At 59.9% G+C, this 18,968-nt stretch carries 16 protein-coding genes; 4 read left to right on the top strand and 12 right to left on the bottom strand.

The annotated features are described in order from the left end of the window. Positions 1-28: 28 nt before the first annotated feature. The 4 genes from LKR43_RS08090 to LKR43_RS08075 form a co-directional block, all read right to left on the bottom strand. Complete coding sequence (locus LKR43_RS08090) at positions 29-1,234, bottom strand: CaiB/BaiF CoA-transferase family protein (protein WP_227683534.1); 1,206 nt, start codon at positions 1,232-1,234, stop codon at positions 29-31. Between the two features lie 78 nt (positions 1,235-1,312). After that, positions 1,313-2,449: a MaoC family dehydratase N-terminal domain-containing protein gene (locus LKR43_RS08085; protein WP_227683533.1), complete on the bottom strand. Its 1,137-nt coding sequence runs from the start codon at positions 2,447-2,449 to the stop codon at positions 1,313-1,315. Positions 2,450-2,463: 14 nt separating this feature from the next. Beyond that, complete coding sequence (locus LKR43_RS08080; RefSeq protein ID WP_227683532.1) at positions 2,464-4,044, bottom strand: acyl-CoA synthetase; 1,581 nt, start codon at positions 4,042-4,044, stop codon at positions 2,464-2,466. Positions 4,045-4,293: 249 nt separating this feature from the next. Next, positions 4,294-4,683, bottom strand: a complete 390-nt coding sequence (locus tag LKR43_RS08075; RefSeq protein WP_227683531.1) for a MerR family DNA-binding transcriptional regulator — start codon at positions 4,681-4,683, stop codon at positions 4,294-4,296. A gap of 116 nt (positions 4,684-4,799) precedes the next feature. On the opposite strand from LKR43_RS08075, the gene LKR43_RS08070 reads away from it, so the two are divergent. Continuing rightward, positions 4,800-5,870 carry an MBL fold metallo-hydrolase gene (locus tag LKR43_RS08070; protein ID WP_227683530.1) on the top strand — a complete coding sequence of 357 codons (1,071 nt, stop codon included), beginning with the start codon at positions 4,800-4,802 and terminating at the stop codon, positions 5,868-5,870. Between the two features lie 9 nt (positions 5,871-5,879). Here LKR43_RS08070 and LKR43_RS08065 read toward each other — a convergent pair whose 3' ends face one another. After that, positions 5,880-6,509 (bottom strand): LysE family translocator, encoded by a 630-nt coding sequence (locus tag LKR43_RS08065; RefSeq protein ID WP_227683529.1) that lies wholly within the window; start codon positions 6,507-6,509, stop codon positions 5,880-5,882. A 146-nt stretch (positions 6,510-6,655) separates the two neighbouring features. Here LKR43_RS08065 and LKR43_RS08060 point away from each other — a divergent pair, with 146 nt between their 5' ends. Beyond that, positions 6,656-7,855: a PLP-dependent aspartate aminotransferase family protein gene (locus LKR43_RS08060; protein WP_227683528.1), complete on the top strand. Its 1,200-nt coding sequence runs from the start codon at positions 6,656-6,658 to the stop codon at positions 7,853-7,855. A gap of 52 nt (positions 7,856-7,907) precedes the next feature. Here the strand turns inward: LKR43_RS08060 and LKR43_RS08055 are convergent, their stop codons facing one another. The 4 genes from LKR43_RS08055 to LKR43_RS08040 form a co-directional block, all read right to left on the bottom strand. Then, positions 7,908-8,537 (bottom strand): thiol:disulfide interchange protein DsbA/DsbL, encoded by a 630-nt coding sequence (locus LKR43_RS08055; RefSeq protein WP_370632083.1) that lies wholly within the window; start codon positions 8,535-8,537, stop codon positions 7,908-7,910. 66 nt (positions 8,538-8,603) lie between these two features. Next, complete coding sequence (locus LKR43_RS08050) at positions 8,604-9,263, bottom strand: SPOR domain-containing protein (RefSeq protein WP_227683527.1); 660 nt, start codon at positions 9,261-9,263, stop codon at positions 8,604-8,606. Positions 9,264-9,272: 9 nt separating this feature from the next. Then, positions 9,273-10,958 carry an arginine--tRNA ligase gene (gene argS / locus LKR43_RS08045; protein WP_227683526.1) on the bottom strand — a complete coding sequence of 562 codons (1,686 nt, stop codon included), beginning with the start codon at positions 10,956-10,958 and terminating at the stop codon, positions 9,273-9,275. 142 nt (positions 10,959-11,100) lie between these two features. Continuing rightward, positions 11,101-14,850, bottom strand: coding sequence for a phospholipase effector Tle1 domain-containing protein (locus LKR43_RS08040; protein ID WP_227683525.1), 3,750 nt, complete (start codon positions 14,848-14,850; stop codon positions 11,101-11,103). A gap of 95 nt (positions 14,851-14,945) precedes the next feature. On the opposite strand from LKR43_RS08040, the gene LKR43_RS08035 reads away from it, so the two are divergent. Together LKR43_RS08035 and LKR43_RS08030 are read left to right on the top strand one after the other, a co-directional pair. Beyond that, on the top strand, positions 14,946-15,290 hold the full coding sequence (locus tag LKR43_RS08035) for a DUF1840 domain-containing protein (protein WP_227683524.1): 345 nt from the start codon (positions 14,946-14,948) through the stop codon (positions 15,288-15,290). Between the two features lie 36 nt (positions 15,291-15,326). After that, positions 15,327-15,644: a hypothetical protein gene (locus LKR43_RS08030; RefSeq protein ID WP_227683523.1), complete on the top strand. Its 318-nt coding sequence runs from the start codon at positions 15,327-15,329 to the stop codon at positions 15,642-15,644. Here the strand turns inward: LKR43_RS08030 and LKR43_RS08025 are convergent. The 3 genes from LKR43_RS08025 to LKR43_RS08015 form a co-directional block, all read right to left on the bottom strand. After that, the gene (locus LKR43_RS08025) at positions 15,641-16,375 is read right to left on the bottom strand and encodes an IclR family transcriptional regulator (protein WP_227683522.1); all 735 of its coding nucleotides are present in this window, start codon (positions 16,373-16,375) and stop codon (positions 15,641-15,643) included. The two genes, LKR43_RS08030 and LKR43_RS08025, sit on opposite strands and share 4 nt — an antisense overlap. A 125-nt stretch (positions 16,376-16,500) precedes the next feature. Next, positions 16,501-17,391, bottom strand: coding sequence for an NAD(P)-dependent oxidoreductase (locus LKR43_RS08020; RefSeq protein WP_227683521.1), 891 nt, complete (start codon positions 17,389-17,391; stop codon positions 16,501-16,503). A 60-nt stretch (positions 17,392-17,451) separates the two neighbouring features. Beyond that, positions 17,452-18,933 (bottom strand): aldehyde dehydrogenase, encoded by a 1,482-nt coding sequence (locus tag LKR43_RS08015; RefSeq protein ID WP_227683520.1) that lies wholly within the window; start codon positions 18,931-18,933, stop codon positions 17,452-17,454. Between the last annotated feature and the right edge of the window lie 35 nt (positions 18,934-18,968).

Raw genomic sequence — 18,968 nt, 5'->3', positions numbered from 1 at the left:
GGTACCGCGGTGATGAATACTTGTTGAGTCAGTTTTTTTTCTGGCTACGGTGGGCGATCTGTTCTTTTATTTGTGTATCGTGCTCGCCGAACAAGGGGGGCGGAGCACCGGTGTCCGGCGGTGTTCCGCAAAGCTTGACGGGGCTGCCCAGGCCACGATATTCAGCATGTTCAACAACCATGTTGCGATGTCTGGCGTGGCTTTGCTGCAGCGCTTCGGGCACGGTATTGACCGGCCCAACCGGCACGCCGCGCTGCATCAGTTGTGTGCACAGGTCTTCCCGGGTCCACGACGCAAAAGTGCTTTCAATTTCGCGGTGCAGGGCTTCCCTGTTTTCCAGGCGGCTGGCATTCGAGGCAAACTGCGAATGAGCCAGGAGATCCTGGCGGTCTATACAAACGCAAAGCTTCTTGAACTGTGCGTCATTCAATATGCCCAGGAACACACTGCCGTCTTTGGCCTTGAAGCTGTCGTAGGGGGCGATGTTGGGGTGTGCGCTGCCAAGTCGCTTGGGCGGCACACCTGAATACATCCAGTTGATGGCCTGGGGTACGAGCAGGCTGAGCGCGGCATCGAAAAGCACAGCCTCTACGCGCTGGCCCTTACCGGACGCGGCCCGTGAGTACAGTGCCATCAATATGCCGGAAAACGCTGTGTAGCCTGTCAGGTGATCAACGATGGGCACGCCTATTTTAGTGGGGCCGGAATCTGGTGTTCCGTTGATGCTCATGAGGCCGCACATGGCCTGCAGCACGGCGTCGTAGCCGGGCAGGCCGCCCAAAGGCCCTGTCGCGCCAAAGCCGCTGATGCTGCATTGAATCAGTCGGGGAAAGCGTACCTGCAATTGTTCTTCATAGCTCAGGCCCCATTTCTCCATGGTGCCGGGCAGAAAGTTTTCCACCAGCACATCGGCATCTTCCAGCAAGGCAAACAGTTCAAGCCGGTCTTGCTCTTTGGTAAGGTCAAGCACCATGCCGCGCTTGCCGCGATTGAGGGCCGAGTAGTAGGCCGCATTGCCGTTAGTATCGAAGGGTGGCCCCAGCAGCCGGGACTCGTCGCCGAAAGGGGGTTCGATCTTGATTACGTCGGCGCCGTGGTCGGCAAGCATCTGTGTGCATAGCGGGCCGGCCAGTACACGGGAAAGATCCACGACGCGCACGCCGGCAAGCGCACCTTTGCGCTCGGACGGCTCAGCCCAGGGGCTGGATGAAGAAGTGTTGCTATCCATGTTCATGCAAATGGATTCCATGGGTTGCGCGCGGGCCGAAGGCCCGCATGGTGGCTGATGGCGGGTGTGTACCCGCCGGCAACCTTAAGCCTTGGAGGGAAGCTCCACGATGCCGCTGCCTACGACCGACAGTTCGTCATCCTGGTTGCGTCCTTCCTGTTCGATCTCGACCAGGAACTTGCCGTCTTCCTGGAACTTGCGCACTACCTTGCCCTTGATGAACAGCATGTCGCCTTCGGGGTTGTGGCGGCGAACTTTGCAGTGTGCCTTGCGCAGGAAGCCGTCATCGCCCATCCAGTTGGTCAGTTGGTGCGTCAGCCACGAGGTGCGCTCGGGACCGTAATCATAGGCGCCGGGGGCGCCCACTTCGAGGGCGAAATCTTCTTCCCAGTGCACGCGCTCGGGCACGTCGGGAATACCAAACCGATTCTTGATGCCCACGCCGGGATGGGCGTCGATCAATTGCCATGCCAGCTTGTTGGCACGAATGTACAGGCCACCCCAACCTTGAGCGTAGGCAATAAAGCCTGTGACCGTCATGGGGCCCTTGAACAGGGTAGGCAGCTCTTCGCCTTCCTGCACATCTTCCCAATAGCGCGGCACATTGCCGCGGATCTCTTCCTGGGCGTACAGCTTGTAGGCTTCCTGCAACTCTTCGTCGGTATAGCGACGCGGTTCGCGGCTTCTCACTTCCTTGTACTTGGTGCCCTGCTCGCGGGCGTGGTCACGTTCGGTACGGAAGCACCAGCTGTCGGCTTCCGCGACCTTGTCGCCGTCCTGGTTGAAAAAGTCGACATGGTAGGTTTGCTGAACGGCGCGGCCGGCAAAACGTGTTTCATGCGGCACCAGCGATTTCAGGTAGGCCTCGGTGTGGATTTCATCGTTGCGTTTCACAGGTTTGTGCCAGGTCCAGTCGGCACCTGACCACATGGCATGCACGCCAGGCAGGCCGCCAACATAGCCCGACACAATGCGGCTGGTGGCGAACAGGAAGCTGGGCAGGGCGATGATGCCGCCGTATTTGGTTTGCGCTGCGTAGGCGGGATCGCACCACAGCGGGTTGTCGTCGCCGATGCCGTGGGCATAGTGACGGATATTGTCGCGGGTGGCCTCGTAGCACCATGGCTCGGCGGTGTTGCCGATCTTGACGCCTATGCGGCGGCTCAGGTCTTCAAGGTCGTGGTCGGTAATTTTGGGAAAGGAACGTGCGATAGTGTCCATGTTTGGCTCCGGGTTTATTGTGTGACGTGTTCTTGTTCGGCTTGACTGGCCAGGGCTGCTTCCTGCTCGCGCAGTTTCTTGCGATGGATCTTGCCTGCAGGTGTTTTGGGTAGTTCGGCGGGAAAGGCGACATGCCTGGGGTACTCGTGCTGGCTAAGCTGGCCGCGCACAAAATCCTGAATTTCAGTCGTGAAAGTTTCGCTGGCTGGACGTGTGCTGATCACGAAAGCCTTGACGACCTGTCCGCGCAAGGCGTCGGGTACGCCGATGACGGCGGCTTCCTGGATATCGGGATGTTTGAGCAGCGTGTCTTCGATTTCCACAGCGCTCATGGTCCAGCCTGCGGAAATGATGACGTCGTCTGCGCGTCCGGCGTGGTAGAAGTAGCCGTCTTCGTCGATGCGGCCCAGGTCTTTCGTGGCAACCCATTCGTTGCGTCGCATGACTTTCATCTCGCCGATAACATTGGGCGGGCACGGACGCCCTTCAGCGTCTTGCACTTCCACGATACCTCCGGGTATAGGCTTGCCCAGCGAGCCATGCTTGACCGGGAAATCGGAAGCGCCTGGGTAAGACACCAGGATCACACCGATTTCGGTGGTGCCGTACATGCTGCAGATCGGGGTATTGAACAGCTTCTGGATAAAGGTTTCCGTTGAGCTGTCCAGAGGCTCGCCAGTGAACGACAGCTTTTCGAAGTAATAGGTGTGGTCACTGACTTCCGGGCTGTTGCGCATCATGCGATAGTGGGTGGCTGCTGCCGACATATTCGTGAACTTGTGTGCGCTCAGGGCCTGAAGCAGGCGTGTGGCGTTGAATCGGCCTGCGAAGGCACCGATGCTCAGACCCAGGGCCAGGGGAGCCAGGGTGCCGTGCCACAGGCCGTGCCCCCATGCCGGCGAAGATGGGCAGAAGAATTTGTCGCCCGGGCGCAGGCCGGTGCCATACAAGGCCGCCACCATCAGGGTGACCACTGCCTTGTGGGTGTGCTTGATGGCGTCGGGCAGTTCGCGGGTGGTACCCGACGTGTATTGGAAGATGGCCAGATCAGAGGCGCGTGTGCATGCCTTGAAGCTGGCGGGAAACTGGGCCAGGCTTGCCAGGAAGTCGCTGTCTATGACCTTGACGCCGACGTCGTCCAGGCTGCTGGCCAGTTCGGCCTTTGCATGATTGGTGAGCAACAGTTTGGGGCGGCAGTCCTGAATGCGCAGGCGCATGGCGTCGGGACCGAACAGCGTGAACATGGGCACAGCAATGGCGCCGGTCTTTATGACGCCGAACAGGGCGGCATAAAACGCCTTGGAAGGTTCGAGCATGATGGCGACCCGGTCACCCGGGACAACCCCCTGGGCCAGCAGGTAATGCGCGAAGCGCGAGGACTCTTCAGATATTTCACGAAAGGTCAGGATTTCATCCTGGCCGTCGGCGTGGACCACTGTAATTGCCACGCGCCCGGCGTCGGTGGCGTGGCGGTCTATGCATTCGTGTGCAATGTTCAACTCTTCGACGTCGCCATCGAATAGCGCCCAGAGCTGTTGTGGATCCCAATGCTGCTGGGCGTCGGCATACGTGGTGTAGTCCGTGAGTTTTTTCATTTTGATCACCGCAATGTTTCGGATGGCTTAACTTTATCGGCACCTTTTGAAATTGTCAAATACATTATTGAATTGTATATATACAATTAATTGGAATGGGGGCTTTCGGCGGCATGCGCGCGCACGCAGCAGGCAAAGGCCTTGCGGTACCTTGGCCTGCAACAGGGGTCATGGAAAAAGGGGAGGCGCGCGAAGAAGAGGAAAGTGGTGGTTTCCGGCGTGCGCGTGCGCCGGGCAAAGGCAAAAAATCTAGAGATTCTGCGGATGCTGGGCCAGCAGGCGTTCGCAGCTTTTTTGTTGCTTGTCTATGGCCTGCAAGGTTTCGTCCAGGTCCAGTCGCTGCTGCTCCAGCACCTTCCGGTGCTTGTCCAGGACTTCCAGGTAATGGTGCAACTGGGCAACGGTCTGCCCGGGGCCATCGTACATATTGATCAGGCTAAGGATTTCGGTCAGCTGAAAACCCAGGCGCTTGCCCCGCAGGGCCAGCTTCAGGCGGGTCCGGTCGCGCGCGTGGTAGACACGATTGCGGCCATCGCGAGTAGGGCTGACAATGCCCTGATCCTCGTAGTAGCGAATGGTACGTGGGGTAATGGAGAACTCCTGCGCCAGTTCGGAAATGGTCCAGGTGGTACGGTTCATGATGACAGCTGCCGTTTACGTTAACGTAAATTATGATGCCATAATATGACGCATCAAGCACAATAAAGATGGCGCACCCGGATATTCCGGGACCGTACGTTATGGCAGGAGAGCACATGAATCCGAACGAGCAGAAACTGGAGTATCCCTGGGGTGAGCAATTGGCCGAGCCCGGCAGCAGCATGGCGCTTGCCGATGGCCTGCGCTGGGTGCGCCTGCCGCTGCCGTTTGCCCTGGACCATATCAATGTGTGGCTGCTGCGCGACCAGATTGATGGCCGCGACGGCTGGACCATCGTTGATTGCGGTGTCTGCCGGGATGAAGTCAAGGATCAATGGAGCCAGGTCTTTGAAAATTCGCTGGAAGGCCTGCCGGTGCTGCGTGTCATCGTCACACATATGCATCCCGACCATGTGGGCCTGGCGCATTGGCTGTGCGAGCGCTGGAACGCCCCACTATGGATGACGATGACTGATTTTGCCGTGGCCAGATTGTGGTCGATGCAGCCGGTTGATGGTGTGGCACCGGGCGGCCCTAACGGGCAGTCGGCGGTTGATCATTTTGCGCGGCACGGCCTGACCGATCCGCAGGCGCAGGACGGCATACGCGCTCGCGCAGGCTATTACCCCAGCCTGGTGCCCGAGGTACCGGCAAGCTTTACACGTATCATGCACGGGCAAAACGTGACCATAGGCGGGCGTGAATGGCGCATTATCGTGGGGTATGGGCATGCACCTGAACATGCGTCGCTGTATTGCGATACCTTGCGCGTGCTGATTTCGGGCGACATGGTGCTGCCACGCATATCCACCAACGTCAGTGTTTTTGACTACGAGCCCGACTCCAACCCTCTTCCCTTGTACCTGAACTCGTTGCGCCGCTACGATGGTCTGCCCGAAGATACGCTGGTGCTGCCTTCACACGGCAAGCCGTTCAAGGGGCTGCACGAGCGCATTGCCCAGCAGCATGCCCATCATGCCGAACGTCTGGAAGAAGTCCTGTCGGCCTGCACTGAACCGCAAAGCACCACCGACATTGTGCCCATCATGTTCAGGCGCAAGCTCGATCTGCATCAGCTGACCTTTGCAATGGGTGAAGCGCTGGCGCATTTGCATGCCTTGTATTTCGAGGGTCGGCTGACGCGCACGACGGGCAGCGACGGCATCGTTCGATTCCAGCGCAAATAGCAACGTGCCTTAGCGGTTCGATAGAGCCAGCTTGATGGCCAGGCCCACGAACACGATGCCGGCAAAGCGGTTCAACAGGCGCTGCAACGTGTGCGATTTTTGCAGGCGCTCGCCCAGCGTTCCTGAAAACCATGCCAGTGCGCCAAAGACCAGCAAGGTGGCCAGCATGAACAAGGCGCCCAGGCTAAGGGTCTGCAGCGCGACTGACCCGCGCGCGGGCGAGGTGAACTGCGGCAGGAAGGCCAGGAAAAACAGCGATACCTTTGGGTTGGTCAGGTTCATGATGATGCCGCGCCGAAACAAGGTGCCGGTTGCCAGCCTGGGTGCGCGGCTGGTGCTCTCGTGCGTGTGAGAGGGCGCGCGCAATGCGCCCCAGGCCAGATACAACAGATATACGGCGCCGGCCAGTTTCAGCACGGTGAAGGCGGTTTCAGACGCAGCAAAGATTGCTGCCAGCCCCACGGCAACTGCCAGCGTATGACCGATCAGGCCGGTGCACAGGCCCAGTACGACCACCAGCCCCGACCGGCGTCCCCACATGGCAGATTGCATCAGCACGAACAGATTGTCGGGCCCGGGCGCCAACGCCAGCAGCACTGCAATGCCAAAAAAAGAGAGGGCCAGATCGTAGGTCAGCATAATGTTCAAAAACCAGAGGTTGAGTCTAAGGGCAAACGGTACTGCAGGGAATATGGCGACACGCTGGCTTACTATCCTTTATCATCGGTGTGACGCCACGATTGCGGGCGCCACCCCGATGCCAACCATTCTAAACCGATAACTCCATGGCCCAACCTACGACTACCCATCTGGACACCCAGCTGCAACATGCAGGCACCGCTCCTTTTGATCCCGTTCAGGGCGCCGCACCTGTTGCCCTGCCTTCCATGCGTACCAGCACTGTGCGTTTCCAGAATCTCGATGCGCTGGACAAGGCCCAGGCCGACAAGGCCAAGGGTGAACGCAGCGTAACTTATGGCCGTGTGGGCATGGATACTCATGCGGCCCTGGAAGAGGTGTTTTGCAAGCTGGAAGGTGGTGAGCGTGCGTTCCTGGCATCGTCAGGCCTGGGTGCCATTACTCTGGCATTGTTCAGCGTGCTCAACAGTGGCGACCATGTCATTGTGGCCGATTGCGCTTATGGTCCGGTGCGCTACCTCGACAAAACCGTGCTGGGTCGCATGAATATCCAGGTCAGCTACAGCCGCGCTGCGGTGGCCGACCTGGCCGATCAGCTGCGCCCAAATACGCGTGTGCTGTATGTGGAATCGCCGGGCTCGCTGTTGTTTGAAATGCTGGATATGCCGGCCCTGGCAAAATTTGCCCGCGAGCACAATCTGATACTGGTTACCGACAACACCTGGGGTTCGGGCTATGTGTATCGTCCGCTGGACCTTGGGGCCGATATTTCCGTGGTGGCCGGCACCAAATACGTGGGTGGCCATTCCGATCTTATGCTGGGTGCCGTGGTGGCGAAAGACCCCGGCCTGATCCGGCAACTTAACGACACGCACTATGCCATGGGTTATTCCATCAGTGCCGATGACGCCTGGCTGGCAATACGCGGCGTACGCACTTTGCCCCTGCGTATGCGGCAGACGGCGGAACATGCCATGGAAATCTGCCGCTTCCTGGCCAGTCGTGCCGAAGTGGCCCGTATTTATCACCCGGCCTGGCCCGATGACCCGGGTCATGCCATCTGGCAACGTGACTGCACGGGTTCCAATGGCATGCTGTCCGTTGAGCTCAAGCTTGACAACGCGGCAGCCCGACGCTTTGTCGACAGCCTGACGCTGTTCGGCATAGGTTTTTCGTGGGGGGGCTTCGAGAGCCTGGTGCAGCTGGTCGATCATGCCTCACTGCGTTCGCATGGTTATTGGCCGGCCAATGACCATGCGATTGTACGTTTGCATATCGGACTGGAATCGCCCCAGGACCTGATCGCCGATATGACGCAGGCCCTGGAGCAGGCCGCCGGGGCCTGAAGGGGGCCGCGAGGCCAGTACATGAACGGCGCCCTGAGCAGGCGCCGTTTGTTTATTTATTGATTTGTTCGAGCAGGCGCTGTGCTTCGGCGATAGTGCCTTCGTAGCTGTTGGCCAGCGTAGGCGAGGTCACATAACGACCGCCCACGGCGATGCTGGGTGTACCGTCTATGGAATAGAGTTTGGCCAGTTCATTGGCGCGCGATACCTTGGACATGACGCCGAACGAATTGAAGACGTCTTCAAATGCCTTGCGATCGAGACCCTGATCGACGGCCCATTCAGTAATGGCCTTGGCGTCGTAGATGCGCTTGCGTTCAGTGTGGATGGTCTTGAATACGGCTTGGTGCAGATCCAGTCGGCCCATGCTTTCGAGTGAATAGTACAGTTTCTGCAGATCGGTCATGCTGGCATTGAAGGCCACCGGAACCGGCTTCAGCACTACATTGTCGGGAAAGGTTTTGGCCCATTCGCGCACCATGGGTTCGATCGTATTGCAGTGCGGGCAGGTATAGGCAAAGAACTCCAGCACTTCTATCTTGCCGGTGGTATCGGACGGCTGGGCCGGTTCGACGGTGACGTAGCGTTCTGCCGCTACTGCGCCCGACAAGGGGGCAAAAAAGGCTCCCGCACTAAGGGCGGCGATGGCAAAAGTGCGAAACAGCAAATTTTTCAGCGACATATTCGTTTCCAGAATAGATAAAAACAATAAGACAGCAGCCGGCTTAACAAGTTCTGGGGCTGACCATTATGGGCGCACCACCGTAGATTCTATTTTTTCCTGACCCAGCAGGGCCCTTGAACGGTTCATTTCGTCTATGCCCTTGAAGGGACCTACACGCACGCGGTTGATGGGGCTGCCGTTGCTTTGGCCTTTTTGTACCTCGACGGGCAGGCCCAACAGCAGTATGCGCGCCTTGACGGATTCGGCATCCTCTGCGGAACGGAAGGCGCCCGCCTGCAGATAGTAAGTGGTTTGCGTGTTGGCTGGTGCCTCGGTGCCGGGCACGCGCGTGGGTGCCGCTGCAGCAGCCTGCGGCGGTGCCGGAGTGTCGACCTTGGAAAGGCTGGCGATCAGGTTGTCCAGACTGCCTTTCTCGGGCGGCGTGTCATTGCCGGCCTGGCCGGGCAACGGTGACGGCGACGTTATGGTGGGGCCGGTCGGAGCCACTCCGGCTGGCGAGTCCTTCCCATACAGGCCCAGATTGGGATCGGGGGCATTGCGCACATCGGGCAGCAAGGTCTGGGCCGGATCGCGACTGGCTTTGTCGACGAAAGGCATGGGTACCTGGGTGACGAACAGGGCCACGGCCACCGCGGCGGCCAGACCGAAAATCAGGCCGATGAGGATGCCGAACAATGTGCTGCCGGACTTGGCTTTTGTTGATTTGCTGCGAGTACGAGCCATAGGTGCGCGTTACATCCTTTCAGGGGCAGAAACCCCCAGCAATTCGAGTCCGTTGGCAATGACATGGCCAGTGGCTTGAGCCAATCGCAGGCGTGCAAGCTTGAGCTCGCTGTCATCGACCAACACCCGTTCGGCGTTATACCACGCGTGGAAATCAGCGGCGCAGTCGCGCAGCCAGAATGCCAGATGATGCGGGGCAAGCTCTTGTGTGGCCTGTGCAAGCGTGCTGCCGTATTCGGACAAGCGTTGCAGCAGGGCGAACTCGGTGGCGGCGGTCAGCTTGCCGACGTCTGCCAACGGAACCTGCGCGGCCAATTCAGCCGACTGGGCCAGCATCGAGCAAATGCGTGCGTGGGCGTACTGAATATAGTACACCGGGTTTTCTTCGCTTTTCGAGAGGGCCAGATCAATGTCGAATACAAATTCGGAATCGGCACGGCGCTGGCTCAGGAAGTAGCGCACCGCGTCCTGGCCCACCCAGTCGATCAGGTCGCGCATGGTGACATAGCTGCCCGCACGTTTCGAGATCTTGACCTCGGCGCCGTTGCGCACCACCTTCACCATTTTATGCAGCACATAGGCCGGGAATTCTTTGGGGATACCCAGATTCAGGCCTTGCAGGCCGGCGCGCACGCGGGCAATGGTGCCGTGGTGGTCGGAGCCCTGGATATTGATGGCATGATGAAAGCCGCGTTCCCATTTGGCCACGTGGTAGGCGACATCGGGCACGAAATAGGTGTAGCCGCCTTCGGACTTGCGCATGACGCGGTCCTTGTCGTCGCCGGTATTCAGCTCGGTCGTGCGCAACCAGAGCGCACCCTCGCTTTCGTAGGTGTGGCCGCCAGCAATCAGTGCCTGAACGGTCTGCTCGACGCGGCCCGAGGTATAGAGCGAGCTTTCAAGATAATAGTTGTCGAACTTCAGGCCGAATGCCTGCAGGTCGAGATCTTGTTCGCGGCGCAGGTAGGCGACCGCGAATATCCGGATATCTTCCAGGCTGTCGATGTTGCCGGTAGCGGTTACCGCTACACCGTCGGTGCCGGTGACGGTTGCCCCGGCCTGAAAGTCGCGGGCGATGTCCACGATGTAGTCGCCCTTGTAGCCATCGGTGGGAAAGTCGGCGGCGTCGGGCTCGATGCCACGCGCGCGGGCCTGTACGCTGATGGCCAGATTTTCGATCTGATTGCCGGCATCGTTGTAATAAAACTCGCGCGTGACTGCGTAGCCTTGCGAAGTGAACAGGCGGCAGATGGAGTCACCCAGCGCGGCCTGGCGCGAGTGACCTACGTGCAGCGGGCCGGTTGGGTTGGCCGAAACGAACTCAACCATCAGTTTTTGCCCGTTGGCGGGCAGGTGCCCGTAGCGCGCACCTTCCTGGGTGATCTGGTCAAGCACGGCGTGCCGGGCGGCAGTGGCCAGGCGGAAATTGATAAAGCCCGGGCCGGCAATTTCTGCAGAGGCTATCAAGGCCTGGGTGGCCGGTTCGGCTTGCAGTGCCTCGACAATCTGCTGGGCCAGCTCGCGCGGATTGCGCCGGGCTGGTTTGGCCAGTTGCATGGCGATATTGCAGGCAATGTCGCCGTGGGCAGCGATCTTGGGCCGCTCAAGCATCACGGTGGCGGAGGCCTCGGGCACGATGGTGCTGACGGCGGCCTGGATAAGCGAAATAAGCTGTTGTTGTTGCCCTGGAAGCATAAGATGGATCTGTATTCAAAAAGACGAGAGCCGCGGCGCAAGAGAAACCGTGGCCGGAGATAGCGTTTGCGCGGGCGCGAAGAAGGTATAAATGATAGCGTGATTTGCGGCTGCCTGCCTTGGCGGAGGCTGCCGGGCTGCCTCAACCGGGCGGAGCCTGCCAGCCCAGCTCGTCTTGCAGCCACAGGGCATAGCCGGTCATGTCAACGGTGCCGACCCGGGAACCGGCGGTGCTGCGCCAATCGGGAAGCCGTGTAATCAGGGACTCGGCGCTGTTGCGCCGCTCGTGCCCGAGTGCGGGATGATAGTCCTGGTAGTTGTGGGTGGTGTCGCCATGAGCGTCGATTACGCGGCGGTCACCGTCTTGTACCGAGCGCAGCAAGGCGGGACGCTCGTCGTGCAGGGCGGGGATGGTGATTAGCCGGTCGGCCGGGTTGGACAGATCGAAGCGCAGGTTGGCGGCACGTGCCTGCCACAGCATCCAGTTCAGGGCTACATCGGCCAGATCGCCTTCGGGGGCGGCCGGTTCGACGGTGTGCAGTACGCCCCCGCCTATGTCTGAATGAGCGCCGATAAAGGGCGCCTCGATGACATTGCCGCCAGACTCTGCGCTGCTCAGGGGAAAGGCCCAGCGTCGTTCATGCAGGGCCACCGCATGGGCCACCCATTGCCAGCTGGCGGCAATGGTCAGGTCGTAGTTGGCATTACGGCTGCCGGCCAGGCCGAATTGGGCGACGGTATCGAAAAGGCCCATGAAGCGCAGATCCACGCAGGCCGCAATCGACCCGCGCTGCGAGTCATGGTACGAGAACAGATTGCCGCGCGTGTGCTGGTTAACAAGGTTGCCAAAGTGCCTGGCCAGCGCAGCACCGCGCGAGTACCCGATGATGTCTATGGGTGTGTATTCGGTCAGCCGCCCGGGCTTGCTGAGCTCATTCAGCAACGACTGCCACTGATTTTCGATGATTTGCCCTGCCTGACTGGCCGTGACGGCGTCCCAATCGATATACATGGAATTGCCCGGTCCCGAGTGATAGTGGGCGGGACCATCAAGATAGCCCTGGCTCAGTTTCCAGACATTGCTGTGGGTGGAGGGACTGTGTCGTGTGCCGTCGAAGGCAAACAGCAAAAGACCCAGGGGGTCGATATGGCGACGTGGCTGTTGTGCCGCGTAGCCCAGAGCCTGGGTTCCCGGCAAGGGCCCCAGCGGGTCGGGTTCAAGGTACTGACCCAGCCACGGATGATAGGTGCGCAGGATATTGTCGTGCCAGCCCGTCTCGGCATCGAACACCTGGCCGGGCAGACGCAGATCGAGGTTCAGATCACCCGCCACGCGCAAGGCAGTGCCGCCAGGGTAATAGCTGGCCAGCCAGCGTATGCGCTGCTCTTGGTCGGTGATCAGGCGGGGCGCGCCCACCAGGTCGGTATGCACGGCATAGAGCTGACCCGGTTCTGTCCGGGCATCGCCCTGCGCAGCGTCGGGATAGATAATCAGGCCAACGACAGTATGGCCGGCACGTATATAGCGACGGCTTACCCGGAAAGGGCTGTTGTCGGCCGGCGTTTGTTCTGTGGCATGCCGACGTTCCGCCACAAGTTGGTTGTGCAGGTAAAAGTAGTCGGTGTACGCCCCGGCGCTGACCTTGCTGATGCGTTGGCCATAGGCATTGTGGGTATAGCGCGCAATGGACCGGCCGGCCTGGTCGGAGACCCGTTCCAGGCGGCGTTGTGGCCCGTAGTGCAGGCGATGGTTGGCGATGCGGGTGGGCAGGCCCGAAGTATCGCGCGTGATGGCCGGCTTGTGTGTCTGGCCATTGTGACGCAGGGCTGCGAGTGAGCCGTCGGGATACCAGGCCTGCCACAGGTGGTGCTGCAAGCCGGCTGCCTGGGCGGCATCGGCAGATGGCCGGTGCTGGCCGTCTGCGCCAATGAGCCTGCCCTGGGTGTCGTAAGCATAACGCCAGGTTTCGTGGTGGTTCAGGCTGGGTACTGCAATGTTTTCCTGCTGCACCAGACCTTGCTGGTTGTAATGCTGAATCAATGTAAGCAGTGCCGGTTGGCGGACGGCGCCCAGCCTTAGCTGCGCGGTTTGCCCTTGCGCATTGGCCTGCGTGGTCAGGTGCAGCCCATTGCCGTAGCGATAGCCGGCTACCCCGGGGCTGCTGCCGATGACTTCGTGGGTTTTACCCCGAGCGTCATGCCACTGGATGGTACTGAGGCGGCCCGTTGCGCCCCATTGGTAAGACAGCGAGCCCCCTTCGGGCAGATGATGGCGCACCAGTCTGTGTTGGTTGTCGTATTCGAAGGATTCGGTATAGCGCAAGGACAGACCGGGCAGGGCGGACGAGCGTATGACCTGGCGTTGGCTGAGGCGGTTCAGCGCGTCGTAGCTTCGTGTTTCAGATGCGTGCTGATGCTGGATCTGCCTGAGCAGGTTCCCGTGCCATTTGAGTCGTGTGATGTGTAATGCACCAGGGTGGCTGGCCGTGATGGTGAGCGGACGGCCCTGGGCGTCATACTGATAATCGTGCGTATCGCCATTCTGAAAGCGGCGCTGCATGGGCAGGCGACGAGGGTTGTACAGCATGTGTTCCGTACCGGTCAGGGATGAATGCCAGGACTGGCGCAGGCCGTGCTCGGGATGATGCAGCACCAGACCGGGCCAGCCTGGTGCCCACGGGTATATGGCGGTGAGCCGGCCGGTAGCGTTGCGTTGTATGCGTGTGCCGTTGATATGCATCAGACGACCCCGTGCATCGTATTCAGCGGCGCTGCCTGGTGCAGGACAGGCTGGACACCAGGCGCCACTGACCTGGGTGAGCACGTGGCGATCATGCGCGACGGCGGTATGAAAGCGGGTGGTCTGCCCGCTGGCGTTGGTGACGATAGTCAGGCCGCTTTGGTTGATCCCGGCCTGGCGGGGATAACTCAGGTGCAGCTTGCCTGCCTGGCTGTCTGGCGGACCGGCGATGGACAGAATGGCGCGGCTTTGGCTGTCGTAAGCCCACGTGCGCATGCGTTGCCATACCGATTTGTTTGCGCTGCCGATGGTGATGCCGGTAAGGGCATAAGGGTTGCCTGATTGCAGCCTGGCTTCATACAGATATTGCTTTTGCATGCCGTCGGGGCGGATGACACCGGTCAGGCGCAGCTGGGAATGCGCCGGATCGGCATGGGTGCCGGCGCTTTCGTAAACGTAGTCGAACTGCCCCAGTGGGGTGGATACCCGGTCCAGGTAAGCCTGGCCCGCATGGACGCGATAGCTGAACTGCAGCTGGCCGCCCTGGTCGCTTTGGATGCGTTCCAGGGAGTGGTTCAGCGGCCCGTCTTGCTGCTTGCGTATCAGGCGCAGGGCAGTGCCGTCTGTTGCGGTGATATGCGTTAGAAAACCTTGTGCATTGAATCGCAGCTTACGCCCGTTGGGCCAGGACCAGATCCATTCATGACCGTGTGCAGTGAGCGTGCCATACGCATTGGCAACGGGCTTGCCCTGTAAGCCGGCATACTGGATGCGGCTGCCGTCGGCCTGCACGATCTGCCAGGTTCCGCCGGCATGAAACAGACGCGTGTCGTACGACAAGGACCAGCCTTGGCCCAGTATGGATGCGCGCCGGTCCAGCGCGTTGTAGTGCCGCACGAGTTCAAGACCGGGGAATTGAGGGTGTGCCGGAAGATCTGTTTCCTGCTGGTACTTGTTGCCGGTGGCCAGGTGTATGGGATTGCCGACCCCGAGATTGAACCCTGGCTCGGTCTGTCCGGCCGCAGCAACGCCGCCGGTGGCACAGGGTGCGCCCAGCGCCGGGGGGCTGCAAGTGCCTTGTGCGTGTGCAGGGCCGGCAAGCGCTGCGACCAGCAAGATGAAATACCGTGTGAAATAAGGCTGACCTGACATGGCGTGTCCCGGCAAGATGAACACGCTTATCTTGCTGCTTGGCAGCTTTCTGAAGATAGAGTAGTGTATGGATGTGTCTATTGAGGGAAACTGCAATGCTTATAGTCTTTCACTCTAAAGCGGCTGCCGAAGTGTTGATGTTTGCGCATCATGCGCTGCCTATCCTCAAGGCGGCCGGCAAGCCCTACACTGATACCCTTCCTGAAAGGGGCGTCATCACTCGCGATCAGCTCGATGCTGCCATCAAAGGTATAGAACAGGCCATCTCGCTCAATACCGAAGACGAATACCCCGACGACGCTGACGATAACGACTCGAAAAAACATCCCATTTCCGAGCCTGTCAGCTTCCGCCGCCGTGCTTTCCCCCTGCTGGCCATGTTGCGTCTGTCGCGCGATCACGACGCCGATGTTATCTGGGAGCCGGCGCCGTCGTGGTAAAACAGGCGTCTGTCTTTACAAGCCATAGGGGGCTTTATGCGTAGTGCGGTAGAAATTATCTTCAACAGCCGGCAATCGTTGGAAGCCAGCGTCGATGTCGAGCCTGACAATGCCGGGTCACAGGCTTCGCGCGAGTGGTTCGACGCAACCTGGGTTCGGCTCGGTTGCGAGCCCTTGCGACCCAGTGGCAAGATTCTGCTGCTCGATAAAATTCTGGGCGTTGCCGATGCGCTTGGCCATGCCCAGTTGCAGGAAAATCCCCAGATGCTTCAGGAATTTGCCAGCCATACCGCCCTGGCGTTGCAAAAGCCCCGCATAACCGTCGACCTGCCTGGTCTGGTGGTCGGGTTTTAGGCTCGGCGGCTGGTAGCTGGCTTGCGTTTTGCGGGCCAGTGTCCGCCCAGAGTCAGCGTGGCTTGTTCGGCTGCCTGCAGCGCCATGCGCGACATCTTCTTGATCGCGGCGGCGGTGAAACGCTCTTTGGGACCCGAAAGCGAAATGGCGCCGCAAAACTCGTTGCCTGGCCCAAACACGGGGCTGGCCACCGCTGCGCAGTTCGGATCGCGTTCTCCCATGGACAGCGTCAGCAGATCATCTTCAGGCGCCGGAGCGACGCCCTGGCTGTGCCACACAATCAGTTTTCCTGCTGCACCTCTGTCCAGGGGCAGAAGGTCGCCCACACGTATGCTGTCCAGCGTTGAATGATGTGAGTCTACGCGCAGCAGGCAAATGCGCGATTGCGCGTCGTGATAAGTATGGAAAGAGGCGCTTTCACTACCCTTCTCGACCATGCCATGCAGCAAAGGTTGCACAACTTCGGACAGGTGGTAGGCATCTTCGTAGCACCGTCCCAACTGATGAGCATAAGAGCCCAGTGCGTAACGGCCATCGTTGCGCCGAACAACCAGCGAAGCCCTTTCCAGCGATGCGATCAGGCGCAGCAGCGTGCTTTTGTAAAAGCCGGTGGCGCGCGATAAATCGGCCAGGGTGATTGGTTCGCCACGTTGCGCAATGACATCGACAATGAGCAGGGCGCGGTCAACGGCGGCGACGCCGTCGCCTTCCTGAACGATAGAGGGGCTCATGGGGCAGGCGGAAAGTTGATATTTATTATGGTGTCTGATTATGCCATACAGGCCATCCCGGATGACCGCAGTGGTGCTGGTGTGGCCCATGTGCGCCGGATGCCGACGCGCATGGGCATGGGATATTACTTGCCTTCAAACACCAGCGAGATTGCCGGCGCATACTTGTCGCCGTGGCCGGCGGCAATCGCCTGGTCGAAACACGCCACAAGATTTTTCGCGCCGGTTGCGTCCACGCCCACCTGCTCGGCCAGCCCTACGGCGTACAGCAAGTCTTTCTTGGCGTAGGAAACAGGGAAGGCCTTCTCCGGGAAGTTTTGTGGTGCGATGGCCTTCATGCCGTGATTGCGCAGGGCAAAACTGTCGGCTGAGCCCGTGGACATGGCCGAGAACAGGCGATCGGGATCAACGCCCGCGCGCGCCCCTATGGCACGTGCTTCGCTTAGCGCCAGCACGGTTTCATACAACACCATATTGTTCAGGATCTTGACCACCTGACCGGCACCTATACCACCAACGTGAGTTACGTCGGATGCAAAGGTATCGATCAAAGGCTTGATGATGGCGAAGACATCGTTATCGGCACCGACGGGCACGGCCAGCGTGCCGGCTTCGGCAGCACTGCGGGTGCGCATGACGGGTGCATCGGCAAAACGCAAGCCGCGTTCGGCCAGCGCTGCGGCAATACGGCGGCTCAGGTCTACCGGGGATGTACTCAGGTCAACGATCAGTTGGCCGGCGCGGCCATTGCCCAGCAGACCGTCGTTGTTTTCGCCCATGACTACTTTTTCCACAATCTCGCCCGAGGGCAGGGACATGAAAATAATGTCGGCCTGCGCCGAGATTTCGGCTGCAGTGACGGCTTTGACACCGTGTTCGGCCAGGCGCTGCAAAGGGGCTGTGTCGCGGTCGAAGGCGAGTACTGGCACACCGCTTTTGGTAGCGATATGACGGCAGATGGGTTCGCCCATGACGCCGACGCCGATAAAGCCAATGGCTTTGATTTCTGATGACATGATATTTTTCCTTGAAACTGCGCTTGTTTTTGTTGAGTGCGGTGTATCAAACCGGGTGGTTTACCCTTGGTCCATATTGTTGGGATCCATGCTCCAGTAGATACCTTTGCTTTGCTGATACAGACGCAGGCCGCCGGTGCCTTTCTCACGCCCCAGGCCGCTGTCCTTGAAGCCGCCAAATGGTGTCGAGATCGAGAGTTGCTTGTAGGTGTTGATCCAGACCAGACCTGTTTCCAGGGCGCGTGCCACGCGCCAGGCGCGTTGATAGTTTGCCGTCCAGATGCCCGACGCCAGGCCATACAGGCTGTCGTTGGCCTGGGCGATCAGGTCGGCCTCGTCATCGAAAGGCAGCACGCACAGCACGGGCCCGAAGATCTCTTCGCGTACCGCTGTGGCTTGATTGGTCAGGCCGGCAATGATGGTCGGCAGGAAGAATGCGCCGTTGTCGAATTGCTTGCCTTCAGGGCGCTTGCCGCCCAGGACAATACGGCCGCCTTGTTCCGTGGCCGATGCCACGAATTTTTCTATGCGGTCCCGATGACCGAAGCTGGCTACTGGGCCCATCTCGGCCCCAGCAGCTTCAGGCTGATCGACCTTGATTTCGCTGCTGCGCTTGACCAGCATATCAAGCAGCCTGTCGTGCACGCTGCGTTGCACGAACAAGCGTGAGCCGGCTACGCAGGACTGGCCACTGCCCTCGAAGATACCGCCGATGATGTTCTCGACTGCCGCTTCCAGGTTGGCGTCTTCAAAGACGATGTGAGGAGACTTCCCGCCCAGCTCGAGTGCGACCGGAATCAGGCGTTCGGCCGCGATCATGCCTATGCTGCGGCCGGTGGCCGTGCCGCCGGTAAACGACACCATGCGTACGTCACGGTGCTGGACCAGCGCCTTGCCGGTAACGGCGCCGTCGCCGGTCAGTATATTCAGAATGCCAGGGGGCAGGCCGGCTTCCAGGCCTATCTTGCCAAGCAGTAACGCGGGAGAGGGTGTGACTTCCGAAGGCTTGAGAATGACGGCATTGCCTGCAGCCAGTGCCGGAGCGACTTTTTGCGCTTCCATGGTCAGGGGCGAATTCCAGGGCGTAATGGCAGCAACAACGCCATAGGGCTCGTAGGCCGTCATGGACAAGTAGTTGCCCCGTGATGGCGTGACCTCGGAACCCATGGTTTCGCATACGGCGGCGTAATAGCGGAAAGTCGCCGCAGCGCTGGCTGCCTGCGTCTTGCACTCGGACCAGACCTTGCCGTTCTCCTGCATTTGCAGGCGCGCGAACTCTTCGCCGTTCTGCACAATAAGGTCGGCCATGCGCATCAGCAATTGAGCGCGCACATGGGGCAACATGTTTTTCCAGGCAGGCTGTGCGGCTGCTGCCTTGGCCGAGGCGACGGCGGCGTCAACCTGTGCCTGCGTGGCGACGGGCAGCCGATAGTTCACCTGTCCGTTGGCGGGATTGATGGAGTCGAAAGTTTCGGCTCCGCCCGCGACCCATTCACCGTTGATCAGGAGAGGTTTGGGTTCTTGGTTCGGCTGTTGCGACATGTGGGTGACTCCGTGTGAGCTTTTATGTGTTGGGT

Origin of the sequence: Pusillimonas sp. MFBS29 (assembly GCF_020687695.1) — a bacterium.
Classification (GTDB): Bacteria; Pseudomonadota; Gammaproteobacteria; order Burkholderiales; family Burkholderiaceae_B; genus Pusillimonas_C.
This window is presented reverse-complemented; position numbering and strand designations above follow the sequence as displayed.